Consider the following 18,232-nt stretch of genomic DNA (forward strand, 5'->3'; position numbering starts at 1 on the left):
CCACCAGGCACGGGTGCATATTTGCGAGCCTAGAGGAACCGCCCCGAAAATCCCGGCACCCATGCCTGGTGGGTGGCCTGCGCGTACCCTTCGCCAATCCCCCCAAAACCGTAAAAATTCCGCAAGAAAACCGAAAGACAGAAGTCCAAAAAACGCAAGCTTTCCCTGCTATACTACTCCTTAGTATAAAAAACAACACAAACACCAAGGGAGTAAACCATGAGCAGTGAAGAAAAAATCTCACCTGATGAGTTCGATCAGGAACTGGAAGCTCTGATGAGCGGAAAAAAAGAACCAAAAAAGAAAAAAGGTGGAAAGAAAAAGAAGATCGCCGTTTCGGCAGCCGTCATCCTGGTCCTTGGGATCGCAGCCGGAAAGATCCTCGGCGGCGGAAAAGACATGGTCCCGGTGGTGGACACCGTAAACCCTGTGAGAAAAACGATCCAGAACCGCCTCTCCGTCACCGGCCCGGTATCCGGGACCGACAGCGTGGACGTCGTTTCCAACCTCCATGCGGAGATCCTGGAGATCCCGGTAAAAGAAGGGGACAAAGTCACAAAAGGACAGACACTGGCAGTCCTCGATGACTCCGATGTAAGAAAAACGGCAGATATCGCAAAAAACGATTACGATCTCGCAGTGAGCACCTGCGCGGAGAAAGACAAAGAAGCACGAAACGGCTACGCGAAAGCCATACAGGACCTGAACACCGCACAGGCGAACTACGACCGGACAAAAGCACTCTATGACGGCGGCAGCGTGCCGAAAGTAGACCTTGAGACTGCGGAAAACGGACTCAATGACGCGAAACGCGAGCGGGACTCCTATACCGTGAAGAATGGGACAGCGGTTGCGGACGATTCCTACCGCCTCCAGATCGAAAAGGCAAAATATGACTACGAGAAAGCGACGGAATCCCTGGAGGACACCGTGCTGAAGGCGCCGATCGACGGCACCGTGGTCCGCGTAAATACGAAAGTCGGACGGTTTGCCGACAAGATGGAGAACGATGCCCCGCTGTTTGTGATCGAAAACCTCGACCAGCTGGAACTTGAGATCAAAGTCAGCGAATATTCGATCGGAAAAGTCGCACTCGGACAGGAGGCGGAGATATCAGCGGACATTTTAAACGGCGGGACGGTCCACGGAGTTGTCGACTCGATCTCACCGACCGGAGAGGAAAAAGGCGGCGGTTCTACCGAACGCGTCATCCCGACAACGATCCGGATCACGGACAACGATACGAAGCTGATCGCCGGGATCACCGCCCGCGCTTCGATCGTGCTGGAGGAATCAGAAAACGCCCTGACAGTCCCTGTGTCGGCAGTCATGGAGAAAGACGGGACAGCTTATGTCCAGGAGCTCACGGACGGGGTCGTCTCCTGGGTTCCGGTCACCATCGGCGTGGAAGGAGATGTGGAGGCGGAGATCATCCCGCAGGAGGGCCATGCGCTGGACGAAAATTCGCTTCTGATCGCGGAGCCGGGAGAGCAGTATCCGGAAGGAATGGCTGTCAATTCAGCGGCAAAACAGGGGGAATAAGAGATGTTTGAAAAATGGAGAGGAGCTGCCTGGCTTACGGAAAATGTGACGGACGAGCTGATCCGCCTGGAAAATCTCGTGAAGATCTATGACACGGGCGCGATCCGGGTCCTGGGATTAAAAAAGATCAACCTGACGATCCGCCGCGGGGAATTTGTGGCGATCATGGGCCATTCCGGATCGGGAAAATCCACCCTGATGAACATTCTGGGCTGTCTCGACCGCCCGACACTCGGTCATTACTATCTGGATGGGATCGACACGGCGGCGCTGTCGCCGGATGAACTCTCGGCGGTGAGAAACAAAAAGATCGGTTTCGTATTCCAGTCCTTCAATCTGATCTCACGCACATCGGCATTAAAAAATGTGGAGCTGCCGATGACTTATGCGAGGATCCCGAAGAAAAAACGGACGGAGCGTGCCATGGAACTTTTAGATTGTGTGGGACTTGGCGCACGTGCCGGTCACATGCCGAACGAGATGTCCGGCGGACAGAGACAGCGCGTGGCGATCGCCAGAGCTCTCGAAAACGAACCGCCGCTGATCCTCGCAGATGAGCCGACGGGAAACCTCGACACGGCGGCATCGATCGAGATCATGGAGATCTTTGCGGAGCTCCACAAGGCTGGAGCCACGGTGATCGTGGTCACCCACGAGGAAAACATTGCCGCCTTCACGGACAGGATCATCCACTTTTCCGACGGACAGATCATTAAAGATGAGATCAATGAGAATCCGACAAAGGGGAGCGGGGAACTCCACATGAAGGGCCTCTACCGACATTTCCGGGAGGCAGCCGGAACAGAGAGCGGGGTGAGTTCATGTTAGGGGAAAATATGGTCATGGCGTTCCATGCCATCATGGCGAACAAGATGCGTTCCTTTCTGACGATGCTAGGCATCATCATCGGGATCGGCTCCGTTATCTCGATCGTCTCCATCGGAGACACCATGCGGGGACTGTTTGCGGATCTCTACAAGGATGCGGGAACGACGCAGGCAGTCGTGTCAATCGGCTACTGGGTCGAGGACGTGCGGGACAGCGATTATTTCACATTGGATGATCTGGAGAAGATCCGGGAAGTGTTTGCAGACGAGATCGCATATATCGACAGTTATGCGAGTGTGAGTCCGGATGTCCGTGTGGGCCGGACTTCCATGAAATTTGATCTTCAGGGAATCGACCGGGATTATCAGGAAGTACAGACGGTGACGATGGTTGCCGGACGGTATTTAAACGAGAGTGATATCCTTGGAAGAAAGAAAAACGTGGTGATGGAGGCGGAGAGCGCCGGAAAACTCTTTGGAACGGAGGATGCGGTCGGGAAGACATTCCGGACGACGATCTACGGGGACACGGACCTCTATACCGTGGTCGGCGTCTATAAAAAGGAGATGAGCGCGTTTCAGAAACTGCTGATGGGCGGTTCCAGCGATACAGGGTCCGCATACATTCCGTACACGCTGCTCACCTGGCCGAATGATACGTTTTATTACTGCCGCTTATATGCAAAAGAAGGAACCGATATGGCGGATCTCATGTCCCGCCTGACCGCGTATCTTGGAAAATTAAAAGGGCGGAACGCAGGAGATTTCTATACGAACACGGTGGCGGATGAGATGGGAAGCATTGACAGCATGATGGGAGGACTTTCCATGGCGGTCGGAGGGATCGCGGCGATCTCCCTGATCGTCGGCGGGATCGGGATCATGAACATCATGCTGGTGTCCGTCACGGAGAGGACCCGGGAGATCGGGATCCGGAAAGCGCTGGGCGCGAGGACCCGGGATGTCCTGATCCAGTTCCTCACGGAGTCGGCGATCCTGTCCGCCCTGGGCGGGATCATCGGCGTCGTACTTGCCGTGACCGTTGTGACGGCTGGAGGTGCCGTGTTTGGACTCCCGGTCGTGATCCGGCCGGGGATCATCATTCTTGCAGTGTCATTTTCGGCGGTTGTCGGAATTTTCTTTGGAATCTATCCGGCATCGAAGGCCGCAAAGGCGGATCCGATCGACGCGCTGCGGTACGAGTAAAAAAGTCTGCGATCCCCTTTAAGAATTTACGCGGCTAATCTGTTTGCAAGAATGTTCAGCGCCGTGTATAATTATGAAATGAACTGCCGCCTGGTGTTCCGGACCGGAGAGAGTCGGGAGTCATTTCTTGAATATGCAGCGCTGGCAGCCGGAAACCTGATCCTGGACAGCATGATCCTCGGGATCCTTGTGAGGGGAGGAATTCCTCTCTACGTGGCAAAGTTCATGACGGAATGTACCATGTTCCTGTTCAGCTGGATCATGCAGCATCAGATCATATTCAGAAAGAGAGGAAAGCAGTATGGGATGGGAGTTTGATATCTTAAACGGGATCCAGTCGGTATTTCAGTCGGATCTTATGGATCAGATTATGCCTGCAGTCACCGCTCTCGGGAACGGCGGCATCTTCTGGATCGCGGCAGGACTTGTTTTTACTTTATATAAAAAGACGAGAACATTTGGAATCTGTATTCTGACAGCACTGGTCTTTGAGGTACTGAGCTGCAATGTGATTCTGAAACCTCTGGTCGCAAGACCGCGTCCGTTTACTTCAGATCCGGCGAGAATCCTTTTGATCCCGAGACCGGAAGATTATTCGTTTCCGTCCGGACATACGGCGGTATCCTTTGCTGCAGCGTCAGCCGCCTGGTTTATGAAGAAGAGAAAAACAGGTGTGGCTTTTGGGGCCGTCGCATGCCTGATCGCATTTTCGAGACTGTATCTGTATGTCCATTATCCGACGGATGTATTGGCCGGGGCTGTCATTGGAATCCTCTGCGGGGCAGCCGCTTCAAAACTGACAGAGATGGCAGCGGCGGCCCGGGAGGCACGAAGAGATTCCGGCCCGGAAATTCCGGTCGGGAAGTTATGAAAGAGGGAGAACCATGGAGAAAAAGCCGGGAATGTCGCTGAGTTTGAGCTTCTGAGGTTCATGTCGTAGAATCCGAATGTCGTATTTTCAAAGGAGCGTCTCTTTGAGGCGGTCTGGGGATACGATTACGTCTCGGACGCGGCGACTGTGTCAGTCCATGTGAACAGGATCCGGGAGAAGATCGAGGACGATGCGAGAAATCCGAAGATCCTCGAGACGGTCTGGGGAGCGGGATACCGGCTGAATTCATAATTATAACATGAAAAAACCGCTTACGGATTTCCGGATCCATAAGCGGTTTTGATCAATTTTTTCTTTTTTTTTATTCTACAAGAGCTCCATTTACATCAACCGTGTGTCCATCCGGTGTTACACAGTCAACCATGAGAGTTCCCTTGAATCCGTCGCCTTCCTCATGGAAGTAGTACCATTTGCCGCCGATCTCATGCCATCCGGTAAAGAGAGCGCCGGTCTCAAGGTCCATGTAGTACCAGTTGCCGTCATCCTTTACCCAGCCGGTCTGCATGATGTTGTCATGACCGAAATAGTACCAGGTTCCGTCGATCTCCAGCCAGTAGTCAGTTGCTTCGAGACCTTCTGCGAAATGATATTTCCAGGTGCCGTCAGCGAGTTCTTCCCACGCACCGCCAGCCGGGGATTTTAAGCCGCGGAGACGACCGCCGTTTACACTGCGGTACTGTTTAGGATAAGTCGGCTCTGTTGTGTCAGCAGCCTGTGCTGTGATCATTGTTCCGAGTGCCAGAGTTGCAGCGAGAGCTGCGATACAGATCTTTTTCATGAAAAATACCTCCTGGGATTTCCTTTTCCGGTATCAGACTGCATAAAAAAATATGAAATCTGCCGTTTTTTCTACGAACTTATCTATATCCTAATATGGAAACAGAAAAGAGTCAATAAAAAGTGGCAAAATAGCGGCAAATAGAGAGTGAAAATATGAGAAAAAAGGGAAATAGAAAAGTGTTGTCAAGTTTTCGGGTTTGTGATAAAATGAGTGGCACAGTTTTGTGGATGACTCAATTTCGATGAAACCGGCGGTTTTATGGAATTTTCTGCCCGGAATAAGGGCAGACGGACCGCCTTTTTGGATTCATTTTTGCGTTGATGGAGGCAGATATGAAATATAAGTGTCTGATCTTTGATCTCGATGGAACACTGGTAAATTCGATCCATGCGCTGACCTACTGCACGAACCTCGCTCTTGAGAAGTTCGGGCTCGGTCCTCTGACGGAGACTCAGATGAAGACGATCGTCGGGGATGGATATAAGATGCAGATGAAGCGTTCCCTGGCCGCCTGCGGAGATACGGACGAAGCGCATTACGAGGCAATCTTACCTGTATATATGGAGATTTTCGGAAAATACTGTAACTATGAGATGCATCCCTACGATGGGATCATGGAGCTCACGGCGAGAGCGAAGGAACTCGGTCTTAAGATCGCGGTCGTGTCCAATAAGCCGGACGCTCAGGCGAAAAAGACGGTGGAATACGTGTTCGGAACAAACTATTTCGACACAGTGATCGGGGAGCAGGAAGGTGTCCCGAAGAAGCCGGATCCGTCAGGGGCGCTGAAGGCGGCGAAACTCTGCGGTGCAGATCCGTCGGAGTGCCTGTATTTTGGTGACACGAACACGGATATGAAAACCGGAAAGAATGCGAAGATGACGACCGTTGGAGTTCTCTGGGGATTCCGGGGGCGTGAGGAACTTGCCGCATTTCATCCGGAATTTCTGCTTGAAAAGCCGCAGGATATCTTAAAAGAGATAGTCGGGTGATGATACCGGAGGAGACAGATTGAAATATTTTAAGAAAACAAGACGAAAACGGGTGGAAGCATGGCTCATTGCAGCGATGTTTCTTTTTGGTTCCCTGACCGGGTGCGCTTCTGTCAGGGACACACACGGGAATGTGGGAACTCCAGGAGACGGGAAGCTGAAGGTTGTGACGACCTTGTTTCCGTATTATGATTTCGCAAGACAGATCGCCGGTGACGCCGTGGATCTTTCCATGGTGATCCCTGCCGGTCAGGACAGCCATTCGTTTGAACCAACGCCTGCAGATATCCGACTGATCCAGAATGCGGACCTTCTGATCTGCAACGGCGGAACGATGGAACAGTGGGTGACACAGGTGCTCGGATCCCTGGATGCCCCGGACCTGAAGGTCATCACGATGATGGATTATGTCGATGTCGTTCAGGAGGAGATCGTGGAAGGAATGGAAGATTCTGGCGACGATCATGGACATGATCATGCGCATCATGACGAGGAAGACGGTGACCATGCAGATCATGACCACGATACGGAGGACCATGACAATGCGGACGACGACCATGCCTACGAGATCGAGTATGACGAGCATATCTGGACGTCTCCGGTGAATGCCATGAAGATCACGCAGGTGATCGCAGATACGCTGGAGGAGATGGATCCGGCGGATGCGGCGGTTTTCCAGGCGAAAGAGGCGGGTTACCTCGGGGAGCTGAAGAATCTCGACCAGGAATTCCGGGATGTCGTGGACGGTGCGGATCTTGACCTGATCGTCATGGCGGATAAGTTCCCACTCCGCTATTTTGCGGACACCTACGGACTCCGCTACCGGGCAGCGTTTTCCGGCTGTTCGTCCGACACGGAGCCGAGCGCGAAGACGATCGCTTATCTGATCGACAAAGTGCGGGAGGAACAGATCCCGGCGGTCTACTATCTGGAGCTTTCCAGCCACCGGGTGGCGGAGATCATCAGTGAGGAGACCGGAGCGAAGCCGTTATTATTCCACTCCTGCCACAACGTGACGAGGAGAGAATTTGAGAGCGGCGTTACCTATCTGCAGCTGATGGAACAGAATGTTGTGAATTTACGGGAAGGACTTTATCGATGAACCAGCCTTTATTAAAATGTGAACATGTGGACTTTGGATATGAAAATTACGACGTGGTGAAGGACGTGTCCATGGAGATCGTTCCCGGGGATTATCTCTGTATCGTCGGTGAGAACGGATCCGGAAAGAGTACGCTGATGAAGGGACTTTTAGGGCTCTTAAAGCCGACTGGGGGAGTCCTCACGATCGCGGACGAGTTAAAACGGTCCGGCATCGGATATCTCCCGCAGCAGACGCCGGCGCAGAAGGATTTCCCGGCAACGGTCCAGGAGGTCGTACTTTCCGGCTGTCTCGGAAAGCGCGGAAACCGCCCGTTCTATTCTGCGGCGGAGCGGAAGATCGCACAGATCAACATGGAAAAGCTCGGGATCACGGATCTGAAAAAAAGCTGCTACCGGGATCTCTCCGGCGGCCAGAAGCAGAGAACACTGATCGCGAGAGCGCTCTGCGCGACCGACAAGCTCCTGATCTTAGACGAGCCGATCACCGGTCTCGATCCGGCATCGACCCAGGATTTCTATGCGGTGATCCGCCATCTGAACAGAGATGAAAAGGTCGCAGTCCTGATGGTCTCCCATGATATCGGGAACATCGTGACTCAGGCGAACAAGATCTTACAGTTGAAACAGACAGTCCAGTTCTACGGGACTGTGGAAGAGTATAAAAAATCGGAATTTGGAAGAGAATTCCTCGGAGGTGAGAGCTAAATGGGACTTTTACAGGAAATGTTTTCCTATCCGTTTCTGGTGCGCGCGATGATCGGCGGGATCTGTATCTCTCTGTGCGCGTCGCTTTTAGGCGTCAGCCTTGTATTAAAACGGTATTCGATGATCGGTGACGGACTGTCCCATGTATCGTTCGGTGCCTTATCGATCGCAGTGGCGTTTAACTGGGCGCCTCTCGCGGTGTCGATCCCGGTCGTCGCAGCCGCAGCGGTCCTGCTCCTTCGGATCACGGGAAACGGAAAGATCAAGAGTGACGCGGCGATCGCGATGATCTCTGCAGGATCCCTGGCGATCGGTATTATCGTGACCTCCCTGACAACGGGAATGACGACCGATGTGAGCAGCTACATGTTCGGAAGTATCCTCGCCATGAGCCGTGAGGACATGTATCTGAGCGTGGTGCTCTCCGTGATCGTCCTCGGAATGTTTGTGATCTGTTATAATAAGGTCTTTGCAGTGACGTTCGATGAGAGCTTCGCAAAGGCGACCGGCGTGCGCGTGTCGGCCTATAACCTTCTGATCGCGGTCCTTACTGCGATCACGATCGTCCTCGGAATGCGGATGATGGGCGCCATGCTGATCTCGAGTCTTGTGATCTTCCCGGCGCTGACCTCCATGCGGATCTTTAAGAGCTTTTTCGGTGTGGTCGTTTCCTCCGGCGTCGTGTCGGTGGTGTGTTTCTTCATCGGACTCGTTCTTTCCTATGTATATTCGATCCCGGCAGGAGCGAGTGTGGTGGTCGTCAATCTCGTGATGTTCGGGGTGTTCTGCATCGTGCAGATCCTGAAGCAGAAGGTGCGGTAAGAAAGATATGCTTTCTTCCGGTCAGCGCAGACAGATGCGCAGATCTGCGGAAAACTTCATAATGAGAAAAAATCTCAGATACTGCCGCTTTCCGAAAAACAAAGGAAAGCGGCAGTACTTGACTTTGCGGGAAAATGTGTTAAAGTTAGTAAATGGTAACGAAAAATGAAAGTGCTATGAGAAGACGGATTCGCAGTGATCTGAAAACTGCAGCATGTGTTCCGGTCTGCGGATGAGAAGAAACACTGGAAAACAGACCTGTCAGAACTACAGAAACATGGCACAGGTGACAAGAAAGAGGTGTCATTATGACAAAGATCGATATTATCTCCGGTTTCCTCGGAGCCGGAAAAACAACATTTATAAAGAAGCTTCTGAAAGAAGCGATCGCGGGTGAGAAAGTAGTCCTGATCGAGAATGAATTTGGTGAGATCGGAATCGACGGCGGATTTTTAAAGGATTCCGGAATTGAGATCCGTGAGATGAACTCCGGATGCATCTGCTGTTCCTTAGTTGGTGATTTCGGACGTTCCTTAAATGAAGTCCTCACAAAATATACACCGGACCGTGTCATTATCGAGCCGTCAGGCGTCGGCAAACTTTCTGATGTCATGAAGGCAGTATGCGACGTTGCAGGCGAGATCGACGTTGTATTAAACGGTTCTGTTACGGTTGTTGACGCACAGAAGTGCAAGATGTACATGAAGAACTTCGGTGAGTTTTTCAACAACCAGATCGAGAGCGCCGGAACGATCGTTTTAAGCCGTACCGATGTCGCTGACGCTGACAAGGTTGCACAGTGCGTTGAGATGATCCGTGAGAAGAACCCGAAGGCAGCAATCGTGACAACTCCGATCGACAAGCTGACCGGTGAGCAGCTTCTTGCGATCATCGAGAAACCGACCGATGATATGGCTGAGAAGCTCCTTGAGGAAGTAAAAGAAGGTCATCACCACCATCATGACGATGACGAGGAGTGCTGCTGTGGCCACCACCATCATCACCATGACGACGATGACGATGAGGACGAGCATGAGCACCACCATCACCACGACGATGACGAGGAGTGCGGCTGCGGTCATCACCATCATCACGACGACGATGACGATGAGGACGAGCATGAGCACCACCATCACCACGACGATGACGAGGAGTGCGGCTGCGGTCATCACCATCATCACCATGACGATGATGACGAGGATGAGCACGAGCATCATCATCATGACGGCGAGTGCGGCTGCGGTCATCATCACCATCACCACCATGACCATGATGCCGATGAGGTATTCACAAGCTGGGGGCTTGAGACAAACCGCACGATCACAAAGGAGAAACTTGAGTCCCTGTTACAGGAGCTTGCTCATTCCGAGAAATACGGTCAGGTTCTCCGTGCAAAGGGAATGCTCCCGGATGCAGACGGAACCTGGTACTACTTTGATCTCGTTCCGGAGGAGACGGAAGTCCGCACAGGCGCTCCGATCTACACAGGTAAAGTGTGCGTGATCGGTTCCAACTTAAAGGAAGACGAGTTAAAGAAAGCATTCGAGGCTTAAGAGACGAATGCGCAGTGTCGGGCATGTGCCGGACACGGATATGAAAGAATGCCCGTAGCTGTGAGAGCACTGAACAGTTACGATTACAGGAAATAAAAACGACAGGAGCTTTTTGCGTCATCAGGATCTCGCGAAAAGCTTCTGTCATACAATCAGATAGGAGAATAAAGCATTGAAACAGCAGGAAAAAATGCCGGTATTTGTCATCAATGGCTTTCTGGAAGCAGGAAAGACCCAGTTTATCACAAATACCTTACAGCAGGACTATTTCCAGGCCGACGGAACAACAGTCCTGATCCTCTGCGAAGAGGGAGATACGGAGTATGATAAGGAGATCTTAAAGAAGACAAGAACGAAGATCGTGACGGTTGAAGATGTCTCCGAGATGGATGAAGACTTCTACGGCCGGATCGAAGCGCTCTATGACCCGGACCGTGTCCTCATCGAGTGGAACGGAATGTGGCCGCAGGATCAGCTGCAGCTGCCGGATACCTGGGAGCTCTTCCAGCAGATCACGATCATTGACGGTTCTACCTTTGATCTTTATCTGAACAACATGAAGCCGCTCCTTGCGCTTCTTGTCAAACACTCCGAGCTTGTGATCATGAACCGCTGCGATGAAGTCAGCGACGAGAACATCACCCGCTACCGCCGCGGATTAAAGGCTTTAAACCCGCAGGCAGAGCTGATCTTCGAGGATGCGGAAGGCGAGATCGAGCAGGAAGTCCTGGAAGAGGATCTTCCGTACGATATGAAAGCGGACGTGATCAAGATCGACCCGAAGGATTTCGGTATCTGGTATATTGATGCGCTGGATAAGAAAGACCGCTACGAGGGAAAGGTCGTGGAGTTTACCGGAATGGTATTAAAATCCCCGGAATTCCCGAAGAACTACTTTGTTCCGGGCCGTATGGCGATGACATGCTGCGAGGCGGATATGACATTCCTGGGCTTCATCTGCAAGGCGCGTGAGGCGAGAAACCTTGAGACAAAGCAGTGGGTCAAAGTCCGCGCGAAGATCGCGTACGAGTTCTGGCAGGACTACGACGGCGTCGGACCGGTCCTCTACGCGGAGAGCGTTGAGCCGGCGGAGGAGATCAAGGAGATCGTGCAGTTCTAAGGAAATTTGACAGGCAGAAAATTGGATTCCAATGGAAATAAAAAACAGACTCTTACTCTCGATTTTCAGGAGGAAAGAGTCTGTTTTTTATGTTAGTTCATCGGTGCCACCGGAACTGGCCGCTCGCGGTCGAACACTTCCGACACATCGAAGAGATCGCTCAGATGATCTTTCGTCGGATTCGTCTCCGGGAGGTCATAGTACATCCGGTAGCCATCGATATTCCGGCGTCCCTGACGCAGATAATCCGGTCCAAACTGTACCCAGTACCGGCTGGAGTCCACGTTGCAGAAGTAGCGGAAACCGAGCTGGTGGAGATACTCGTATTTCTGATTTTCAGATGTGTACGGGTGCCAGTCGCCGACATCGGAGCCGAACGGATAGAGCAGGATATCGGTCTTTCCGATCAGGGATTCCACGCGGGACGCCCATTTATCGGAATCGGTCTTCACATCTTCAAAGGAGCGCTTTCCGAAGTTGATATGTCCCCAGCTGTGGGAGGCGAGCTCCCAGCCGTTGTCGCGGAGACACTGCGCCACCTGGCGGACCGTCTCCTTATCGGCCTCATAGTTGGGGTTCGTAGTCTCATAGGACGGGTCCGTCCGGTATCCGAGGACACCCTGATATCCTGTGAAAGCGAGGACAGCTCTTGCGCCGCGGTAGGAGAAGTCCGGATGTTCCGTGATGAAATCCTCCAGAAGCGGGACGAGATCGTAGGAGCCGACGGACACGGAGCCGTCATCCATCACCATCTCACAGGTCGGTTTCCCGTCTTCCCCGATGATCATCCGGCTCGCGAAACCGTCGCCGGTCATGTACTCATAGTAGCAGAGATCATCCTGCGACATGACGAATGGGATCTTTCCGGGCGGCAGCAGGATCGTTCCCGGCACCATTTTTGCATTGCCGTTTTCATCGGTCTCCTCATGCGCAATGTCGTGAAGTTTCACGAGGACATAGCCTTTTGCGTACATGGAGTCCAGGATCTTTAAGAACTCACTTTTTGTCGTCATCACCTGATCGTAGCCTTTTTCATCGGCATCCCCGTCAAACGCTTTGGAGTTGTCCATGATGAGGGAATGGAAAAAGATGTGGGTGATCTTATTCACATCAGCAGGAACCAGGGTGGCTTTTGTCTCTTCGCAGGACGCGATCAATGCCTTTACATCCTCGTTTTCGGCATAATCTGTCGCCGAGTTCAGGATCTCAAGGGCGGCATCGTAATCGTAGGTAACAAATTTTGCATGGGCGCTGTTTAAGATCTCGTCCAGCGCAGCATCGCCGGTATTGTAGGCGGCTGTCAGAGCTGTGGAGGAAGGCGTTTCGGAAGATGCATCTCCATCGGATCCGCTCTCCGCCAGTGAAACGTTTGTCTCTCCGTTTCCGGAGGAAGGATCGGAGGAAGTTTCTGTCTCCTTTTTCGCAAGTCCGGGAAGCCCGCCATGTTTTTTTATAAGGATCCCGCCGCCGACCAGAAGGAACAGAGCAGCGAGGACCATAAAAAGGATCGTAAGATAAACGGTCCGGCGTCGTTTCCGCATCTTTTCGCGGCTTGAAATATATGCGCGGCGTCTCTCAAAATCGTTGTTGTATTCCAAAGTATCACCTCTTGTAATCAATAAGGATTTTATTACTTCTATCATAACACAACCGCATGTTCGCCGCTATGGAAAATACAAAAATTAAGCATTTTGTAAGCAGTGGCATAATAAGGAATGTCCGCTCCATATTTTATATGGAGAAATCCTGCGTGAGAGCAGGCTGGGCGGGAGAAAAAGCATGAGAGCTGGAAAAAGGATCTTTTGCGGGATCATGGCCGGGATCCTGATGATGATGGGACCGGTAAACGGATATGCGGGGGCAGGAAACAGTAAAATAGCGGAGAGTGGACGGATCACAGCGGAAACTGCGGCGGGAGCCGATCCCGGCCCGGAGATCACAGCCCCGTCCGCGATCCTCATGGAGGCGTCCACAGGGACCGTGATCTGTGAGAAGAACGCGGATGAGCCGAGAAACCCGGCAAGTGTCACGAAGATCATGACGCTGATTCTGATCTTCGATGCCCTGCAGTCCGGGAAGATCCACTTGACGGATGAGGTGGTGACGAGCGCCCACGCGAAATCCATGGGCGGATCGCAGGTGTTTCTGGAGGAAGGCGAGATCCAGACGGTGGAGACACTGATCAAGTGCATCGTCATCGCATCGGGGAACGACGCGTCGGTGGCGATGGCGGAGTTTGTCGGCGGAGATGAGGGGACATTTGTGAAGATGATGAATGAGCGGGCGAAAGGACTGGGGATGGAGCACACAAAATTCATCGACTGCTGCGGGCTCACAAATTCCCCGGAACATGTGACGACCGCGCGGGACATTGCGCTGATGTCACGGGAACTCATCACAAAATATCCGCAGATCACGAACTACACGACGATCTGGATGGAGAACATCACCCATGTGACCAAACAGGGATCGAAGGAGTTCGGCCTCTCCAACACGAATAAGCTTTTAAAGATGGCGACGAACTTTGAGGTGACCGGTCTAAAGACGGGGTCCACGAGCATCGCGAAATACTGTCTCTCTGCCACGGCGAAGAAGGACGGTGTGGAGCTCATCGCCGCGATCATGGCAGCGCCGGATTACAAGGCACGATTTAAAGATGCGGTGACGCTCTTAAATTATGGATATGGGAACTGCAGGCTCTATAAGGACGAGACGCCGCCGGAGCTTCCGAAGCTCCCGGTCAACGGCGGAAAAGAACCGGAAGTGGAACTTTCCTACGGGGAACCTTTTACATATCTCGGGCTCCACGGCGAGGATTTTTCCGGCATGGAGCGGGAACTGATGCTGGAGGAAGACGTAAACGCCCCGGTAAAGGCGGGGGACCGGCTTGGAACCTTAAGTTACCGCCTGAACGGGGAAGAAGTCGGAAATGTCCCTGTCATAGCGGCACAGAATGTGGACACTGCCGGATTTGCTGATTATATGAAGTGGATGACAGGGTGGTGGAGAATGAAAGGTGAAGAAGCTGGTGGTACTTTTCACAAGTAGAAATTTTCGGGATTGAAAATTCAATCTGGCGGTTCCATTTTCCGGAAAAATATTGTATGATGGTAACTATTCAGCAGATCGGTGCATTTACTGCACGGACTGTAAAAAACGATAAAGACACTGCGTGCCTGAAACGCGTACTCGCCCGAAGTTGAAGATTGGCGCAGGCAGCCGCGCCCGGAGCGAGAATGTGTCAAGGCACATTTTTTTATAACTGAGGAAGAAAAATGGCGGACAGACAGGAGAATAAAAAGACTGTGGTCGTGGTGGATGACGAACCGATCATCCGGATGGACCTCGGTCAGATGCTGGAAGAGTTAAATTATGAGGTAGTAGCGGAGGGCGCGGACGGATTTGACGCGGTGGAACTCTGCAGAAAGAAGAACCCGGATGTGGTCCTCCTGGACCTTGAGATGCCGGTATTTGACGGAATGACAGCGGCGGAGACGATCATCAATGAGAACCTCGCAGGCTGCGTTGTGATCTGCACCGCTTTTGCAGATGAAGACTTTCTGGAACAGGCCGGCCGGATCGGAGTGTCCGGTTATATCGTGAAGCCGGTCGAAGCGAGAAATCTGCGGCCGACGATCGAGATGGCGTATGCGCAGGGAAGACGGCTTGCGAAACAGAAGCTGGCGATCGGTGAGGCGAACAGAAGACTGGAGGAGAACCGTGTGATCGAACGGGCAAAAGGTCTTCTGGCGAGATCAAAACATATCTCTGAAATGGATGCGTACCGGAAAATGCAGAAGACAGCCATGGAAAAGCGTGCACCGTTAGTTTCCGTGGCCCGTGCGATCATCCGCGTGGAATCCCAGAGGGACGAGGCAAATCAGGCGAAGAAGTGGCTGATGAGGGAGCGCCGGATGACGGAGCAGGAGGCGTACCGTTACCTCGTAAAGGGAGCGGAAAAGGCCGGGCTTACGGTTTCCGCCTTTGCAAAGCAGCTCCTGGAAGAGGAGGCGTAGCATGACAAAAGAAGAACTCATGAAACGCACCGGACTCTCGGAGGAGAATGCAGAGATTTTAAAACGGACGGAACAGATGCTGCCGATGATGGCGGAGCTTGCGGGGGCCGATCTGTTTATCGACTGTATGGACAAAACGGATGGGATTATGTTTGTCGCAGCCCAGGCAGGACCGAAATATATGCCGTCAGCCTATCAGAAAAGTGTTGTCGGATGTGCAGCTGAGCAAAAGGACGAACCGGCGGTTTACCGGGCGCTCGAGACGAGAACTCCTGTACGGGATATCAAAGCAGTGACTCAGGAGGAAAATATGGTGCGCCAGGATGCAGTCCCGATCCAGGGCGAGGATGGAAGCGTCATCGGGATCCTGATCGGCGAGCGGGACATCAGCAAAGAGATCCGGAAAGAACAGAAATACGAGGCGATGGCGAGACAGCCGGTGGCGTTTGGTTCGGTCGCGTCGAGGACTGAGAGTACCGCAGTCCGGAATGCGAGACGGGAAGTCCATCACCGGGTAAAAAATCATCTTCAGCTCATCGCCAGCATCATGAACATCCAGGCGAGAAAGTCGGAGAGTGAGGAAGTGAAGCAGGCGTTCCGGGAAAACATCGCAAGAGTCCAGAGCATCGCCTCCATCAACGAGATCCTCACGGCAAATGATGAGGGACCGGCGCCTCTGATGCCGTTTCTCGAGAAGTTGAAGAATCAGTTCCTGCTCCTATATGGGGCAGAATATCCCATTGATCTGAAACTTTCCGGCGATGATCTGACGGTTTCCCAGGATCAGGCGACGGACGTTGCGCTCGTGGTGAATGAGCTTGTTTCAAATGCGTACAAACACGCGTTTAAGGGAAGAGAAAACGGGGAAATCCGCGTGATCTTAAAGAACGGAGAACGGTACGCATCCGTGACGGTCCAGGACAACGGGACCGGAACGGAAGAGATCCGGAATGAGGGAAATTTCGGTATGATGCTGGTACAGATGACCGTGAAAGACAAATTAAAGGGAAAAGTCTATGTGGAGAGCGGAGAGAACGGAACCTCCGTCACCTTCGATTTTTTGATTGACAAATCCACGGAGACTGGAATATAATAGACGAAGAAATTGAATATTTCACCGCACAACAGGGTACGGTGCAACAGCGATAAGGCTCAGAGCAGGAATTTATTTCTGCTCTGGGTCTTTTGTTCTTTTCTGGGAAAATTTCGGTGAACGGAGGTGAGAATACTGGAACATTCAAAAATGTTGAGCGTTGGGATCGATATCGGGACATCGACATCGCAGGTGATCTTCAGCCACCTGACGATCGAAAATACAGCGGGATACTTCTCGGTTCCTTCTGTGGAGATCGTGGGAAAGGAGATCATCTATAAGAGTCCGGTTTACCGGACACCGCTTCTGGACAGATCCCTGATCGACGGAGCTGCGTTAAAGAAGATCCTCGAAAAAGAGTATCAGAGTGCGGGCGTTGTCCCGGCACAGGTGGAGACGGGAGCCGCCATCATTACCGGTGAATCGGCGAGAAAAGAGAATGCCTCCATGGTCCTCGATGAGCTCAGCGTGTTTGCCGGAGACTTTGTCGTATCGACGGCAGGCCCTGATCTGGAATCTGTGATCGCGGGACAGGGAAGTGGCGCCTGGAAATATTCGGAGGATCACGGCGTTGTCGTTGCGAACCTGGATATTGGAGGCGGAACCACGAACGTGGTCCTCTTTGACGGAGGTGTGATCGGGACGAGAGGCTGCATGGATATCGGCGGTCGTCAGGTGACCGTGGATGAACATGGACGGATCACTTATGTGAGCCCAAGCGCCGCGGCGATCGCAAAGGCGCTGAGACTTTCAATCAATGAGGGTGACCCGGCAGATGAGGCGGTCCTCTCGAGACTCTGTGACGGAATGGCGGAAGTCCTCGAGGAAATGCTCGGGGCGGCGGAACCCACAGAGCTTTTAGAAGAAGTCCGGACAGCGGGTTCCTCAACATTTGAGATCCCCGCAGAACGTCCGATCCGGTACATCTGTTTTTCAGGCGGTGTGGCGGAATGCATCTATCACCCGGGAATGGATGTATTTGCATACGGGGATATCGGGATCCTCTTGGCAGATGCCATCCGGCGGAGCCGCCTGTTCTCAAAATTCCATGTGATCAGCGCGCAGGAGACGATCCGGGCCACAGTGATCGGAGCAGGAACTTACACGACGACGATCTCCGGAAGCACCATCGCTTACGCGGACGGGCTGTTCCCGATGAAGAATATTCCGGTACTCAAGCTTTCGGAAGCGGAGGAAAACGACTGCTGGCTGGGAAAGAGCGAAGGACTGAAAGAAAAGATCCTCTGGTTCTTAAAACAGAGTGACAGCTCGAAGATCGTTCTCGCCGTGAACGGAAAGAAAAATCCGGGTTACACGGAATTAAAGACGTTCGCCGCCGCTCTGGGAGATGGAATGCATGCGACGATCCCGACCGGGGAACCGCTTCTTTTTGTTGTCAGGGAGGACATGGCAAAGGCGCTGGGACAGCTTTTGAGACAGAGGTTTTTAAAAGAAAGAAATATTGTGGTGATCGACGAGATCCGCGTGGAGGACAACAACTTCGTGGATTTCGGAAAGCCGGTGATGAACGGTCTTGTCATCCCGGTAGTTGTAAAGACATTATTATTTGGGTAAAAGG

General features: G+C 52.5%; 17 protein-coding genes and 1 pseudogene. 16 read left to right on the top strand and 2 right to left on the bottom strand.

The genetic code is table 11. The features are described from left to right. The first annotated feature begins 219 nt into the window (after positions 1–219). From FN001_RS05455 to FN001_RS05480, 6 genes and pseudogenes are all read left to right on the top strand, one after another. Positions 220–1,542 carry an efflux RND transporter periplasmic adaptor subunit gene (locus FN001_RS05455; RefSeq protein WP_142411079.1) on the top strand — a complete coding sequence of 441 codons (1,323 nt, stop codon included), beginning with the start codon at positions 220–222 and terminating at the stop codon, positions 1,540–1,542. A 3-nt stretch (positions 1,543–1,545) separates the two neighbouring features. After that, positions 1,546–2,370 (top strand): ABC transporter ATP-binding protein, encoded by an 825-nt coding sequence (locus tag FN001_RS05460; RefSeq protein WP_142411080.1) that lies wholly within the window; start codon positions 1,546–1,548, stop codon positions 2,368–2,370. Beyond that, positions 2,364–3,575, top strand: coding sequence for an ABC transporter permease (locus FN001_RS05465; protein ID WP_142411081.1), 1,212 nt, complete (start codon positions 2,364–2,366; stop codon positions 3,573–3,575). Before FN001_RS05460 ends, FN001_RS05465 begins: the two co-directional genes overlap by 7 nt. A 24-nt stretch (positions 3,576–3,599) precedes the next feature. Continuing rightward, the gene (locus FN001_RS05470) at positions 3,600–3,893 is read left to right on the top strand and encodes a GtrA family protein (RefSeq protein WP_279230955.1); all 294 of its coding nucleotides are present in this window, start codon (positions 3,600–3,602) and stop codon (positions 3,891–3,893) included. Then, positions 3,877–4,446 carry a phosphatase PAP2 family protein gene (locus FN001_RS05475; protein ID WP_142411083.1) on the top strand — a complete coding sequence of 190 codons (570 nt, stop codon included), beginning with the start codon at positions 3,877–3,879 and terminating at the stop codon, positions 4,444–4,446. Before FN001_RS05470 ends, FN001_RS05475 begins: the two co-directional genes overlap by 17 nt. Positions 4,447–4,527: 81 nt before the next feature. After that, positions 4,528–4,698 (top strand): annotated as a pseudogene (locus tag FN001_RS05480) (winged helix-turn-helix domain-containing protein); the annotation flags it as partial. A gap of 70 nt (positions 4,699–4,768) precedes the next feature. On the opposite strand, the gene FN001_RS05485 reads toward FN001_RS05480, so the two are convergent. After that, a complete protein-coding gene (locus FN001_RS05485; protein ID WP_118321592.1) occupies positions 4,769–5,245 on the bottom strand; it encodes a hypothetical protein in 477 nt (158 codons plus the stop codon). Between the two features lie 335 nt (positions 5,246–5,580). Here FN001_RS05485 and FN001_RS05490 point away from each other — a divergent pair, with 335 nt between their 5' ends. The 6 genes from FN001_RS05490 (at position 5,581) to FN001_RS05515 (ending at position 11,544) form a co-directional block, all read left to right on the top strand. Further along, positions 5,581–6,240, top strand: a complete 660-nt coding sequence (locus FN001_RS05490) for an HAD family hydrolase (RefSeq protein ID WP_118529514.1) — start codon at positions 5,581–5,583, stop codon at positions 6,238–6,240. A gap of 19 nt (positions 6,241–6,259) precedes the next feature. After that, a complete protein-coding gene (locus tag FN001_RS05495; RefSeq protein ID WP_486463481.1) occupies positions 6,260–7,342 on the top strand; it encodes a metal ABC transporter substrate-binding protein in 1,083 nt (360 codons plus the stop codon). Further along, positions 7,339–8,049 (top strand): metal ABC transporter ATP-binding protein, encoded by a 711-nt coding sequence (locus FN001_RS05500; RefSeq protein ID WP_118529515.1) that lies wholly within the window; start codon positions 7,339–7,341, stop codon positions 8,047–8,049. Before FN001_RS05495 ends, FN001_RS05500 begins: the two co-directional genes overlap by 4 nt. Continuing rightward, positions 8,050–8,871: a metal ABC transporter permease gene (locus FN001_RS05505; RefSeq protein WP_118529516.1), complete on the top strand. Its 822-nt coding sequence runs from the start codon at positions 8,050–8,052 to the stop codon at positions 8,869–8,871. A gap of 308 nt (positions 8,872–9,179) precedes the next feature. Then, positions 9,180–10,424 (top strand): CobW family GTP-binding protein, encoded by a 1,245-nt coding sequence (locus tag FN001_RS05510; RefSeq protein WP_142411084.1) that lies wholly within the window; start codon positions 9,180–9,182, stop codon positions 10,422–10,424. 172 nt (positions 10,425–10,596) lie between these two features. Beyond that, positions 10,597–11,544 (top strand): TIGR03943 family putative permease subunit, encoded by a 948-nt coding sequence (locus FN001_RS05515; protein WP_346011260.1) that lies wholly within the window; start codon positions 10,597–10,599, stop codon positions 11,542–11,544. A 92-nt stretch (positions 11,545–11,636) separates the two neighbouring features. Here FN001_RS05515 and FN001_RS05520 read toward each other — a convergent pair whose 3' ends face one another. Beyond that, positions 11,637–13,187, bottom strand: coding sequence for a polysaccharide deacetylase family protein (locus FN001_RS05520; protein WP_243121936.1), 1,551 nt, complete (start codon positions 13,185–13,187; stop codon positions 11,637–11,639). Between the two features lie 136 nt (positions 13,188–13,323). Here FN001_RS05520 and FN001_RS05525 point away from each other — a divergent pair, with 136 nt between their 5' ends. The 4 genes from FN001_RS05525 (at position 13,324) to FN001_RS05540 (ending at position 18,228) form a co-directional block, all read left to right on the top strand. Next, complete coding sequence (locus FN001_RS05525) at positions 13,324–14,592, top strand: D-alanyl-D-alanine carboxypeptidase family protein (RefSeq protein ID WP_243121937.1); 1,269 nt, start codon at positions 13,324–13,326, stop codon at positions 14,590–14,592. Positions 14,593–14,819: 227 nt separating this feature from the next. Next, positions 14,820–15,560, top strand: a complete 741-nt coding sequence (locus FN001_RS05530; protein WP_118299119.1) for an ANTAR domain-containing response regulator — start codon at positions 14,820–14,822, stop codon at positions 15,558–15,560. A 1-nt stretch (position 15,561) separates the two neighbouring features. After that, positions 15,562–16,653: a sensor histidine kinase gene (locus tag FN001_RS05535; protein ID WP_118299118.1), complete on the top strand. Its 1,092-nt coding sequence runs from the start codon at positions 15,562–15,564 to the stop codon at positions 16,651–16,653. 150 nt (positions 16,654–16,803) lie between these two features. Beyond that, positions 16,804–18,228 carry an ethanolamine ammonia-lyase reactivating factor EutA gene (locus FN001_RS05540; protein ID WP_243121938.1) on the top strand — a complete coding sequence of 475 codons (1,425 nt, stop codon included), beginning with the start codon at positions 16,804–16,806 and terminating at the stop codon, positions 18,226–18,228. Positions 18,229–18,232: the final 4 nt, after the last annotated feature.

This window comes from Clostridium sp. Marseille-P7770, from assembly GCF_902143525.1.
GTDB lineage: Bacteria > Bacillota > Clostridia > Lachnospirales > Lachnospiraceae > Pilosibacter.

Coding starts and splice junctions, on each gene's coding strand:
- FN001_RS05455 (WP_142411079.1), top strand. CDS start 220: ATGAGCAGTGAAGAAAAAATCTCACCTGATGAGTTCGATCAGGAACTG.
- FN001_RS05460 (WP_142411080.1), top strand. CDS start 1,546: ATGTTTGAAAAATGGAGAGGAGCTGCCTGGCTTACGGAAAATGTGACG.
- FN001_RS05465 (WP_142411081.1), top strand. CDS start 2,364: ATGTTAGGGGAAAATATGGTCATGGCGTTCCATGCCATCATGGCGAAC.
- FN001_RS05475 (WP_142411083.1), top strand. CDS start 3,877: ATGGGATGGGAGTTTGATATCTTAAACGGGATCCAGTCGGTATTTCAG.
- FN001_RS05485 (WP_118321592.1), bottom strand. CDS start 5,245: ATGAAAAAGATCTGTATCGCAGCTCTCGCTGCAACTCTGGCACTCGGA.
- FN001_RS05490 (WP_118529514.1), top strand. CDS start 5,581: ATGAAATATAAGTGTCTGATCTTTGATCTCGATGGAACACTGGTAAAT.
- FN001_RS05500 (WP_118529515.1), top strand. CDS start 7,339: ATGAACCAGCCTTTATTAAAATGTGAACATGTGGACTTTGGATATGAA.
- FN001_RS05505 (WP_118529516.1), top strand. CDS start 8,050: ATGGGACTTTTACAGGAAATGTTTTCCTATCCGTTTCTGGTGCGCGCG.
- FN001_RS05510 (WP_142411084.1), top strand. CDS start 9,180: ATGACAAAGATCGATATTATCTCCGGTTTCCTCGGAGCCGGAAAAACA.
- FN001_RS05520 (WP_243121936.1), bottom strand. CDS start 13,187: ATGATAGAAGTAATAAAATCCTTATTGATTACAAGAGGTGATACTTTG.
- FN001_RS05525 (WP_243121937.1), top strand. CDS start 13,324: ATGAGAGCTGGAAAAAGGATCTTTTGCGGGATCATGGCCGGGATCCTG.
- FN001_RS05530 (WP_118299119.1), top strand. CDS start 14,820: ATGGCGGACAGACAGGAGAATAAAAAGACTGTGGTCGTGGTGGATGAC.
- FN001_RS05535 (WP_118299118.1), top strand. CDS start 15,562: ATGACAAAAGAAGAACTCATGAAACGCACCGGACTCTCGGAGGAGAAT.
- FN001_RS05540 (WP_243121938.1), top strand. CDS start 16,804: ATGTTGAGCGTTGGGATCGATATCGGGACATCGACATCGCAGGTGATC.